Raw genomic sequence first — 1,073 nt, forward strand, 5'->3', positions numbered from 1 at the left:
TAGGCCGTGTTTTGAAAGTAGTTCGTCTGGCGGGGCGCCGCGAAGCGGTGCCCCGCCAGAGGTGAGCTGGAAAGTACTGTCCGCGTTGGCAAATGGGCGAGGTCTCCGGTAGATGGTTCAGCGACCAAGCAGAACTTCACACCGGAGACCTCGTGGCCAGCGTAGCGGTGACGAGGCGATCGGATCTGACCGATGCCCAGTGGGCGCGGTTGGAGCCGTTGTTGCCTCGTGGCAAGAAGGCGGGCCGCCCGCCGAAATGGAGCAGGCGGCAACTCATCGACGGCATCCGATGGCGCACCCGCGCAGGAACGCCGTGGCGAGATGTTCCGGTGGAGTATGGGCCGTGGCAGACGATCTATGGAATGTTCCGGCGCTGGCAGCGGGCCGGGAACTGGGTTTTCATCCTGAAGTTGCTGCAAGCGTTGGCCGATGCGGTAGGCGCGATCTGCTGGCAGGTGAGTGTGGATTCCACCATCGCGCGGGCTCATCAGCACGCTGCTGGCGCCCGCCGCGAGGGTGGTCGGCAGGTCGAACCGCCAGGCGGGATCTACCCCGAGCCCGATGATCACGCGTTCGGTCGTTCGCGTGGCGGGTGGGGCACAAAATTGCATGTGGCTTACGAGCAGGGACTGCGCCCGTTGGCGGTGGTGCTGACCGGTGGTCAGGCCGCGGACTGCCCGCGCATGAGCGCAGTGCTGGAGGCGATCTGGGTGCCACGCCTCGGTCCGGGGCGGGCGCGGGTGCGTCCGGATCGGGTCTTGGCCGACAAGGCGTATTCCTCTCGCTCGAACCGCGCCTATCTGGCCCGACGTGGTATCCGGGCGACCATCCCGATTCCGATCGATCAACTCGCCAAACGCCGCAATCGTGGCTCCGGTGGCGGGCGGCCACCGGCGTTCGACCCCGAGATCTACCGCGATCGCAACGCCGTCGAGCGCGGCATCAATCAGCTCAAGCAACACCGTGCTGTGGCAACACGATTCGACAAACTCGCCGTCCGCTACCTGGCCACGATCCACATCGCCGCCATCAACCAGTGGCTACGGTGCATTGACTTTCAAAACACGCCCTAG

General features: G+C 65.3%; 1 protein-coding gene. It reads left to right on the top strand.

Features of this window, described 5'->3' with window-relative positions:
- The first annotated feature begins 152 nt into the window (after nt 1-152).
- On the top strand, nt 153-1,073 hold the full coding sequence (locus tag AB0L82_RS43665; protein ID WP_364651622.1) for an IS5 family transposase: 921 nt from the start codon (nt 153-155) through the stop codon (nt 1,071-1,073).

Source organism: Nocardia sp. NPDC052001 (assembly GCF_040680615.1).
In the GTDB taxonomy this organism is placed as follows: domain Bacteria; phylum Actinomycetota; class Actinomycetes; order Mycobacteriales; family Mycobacteriaceae; genus Nocardia.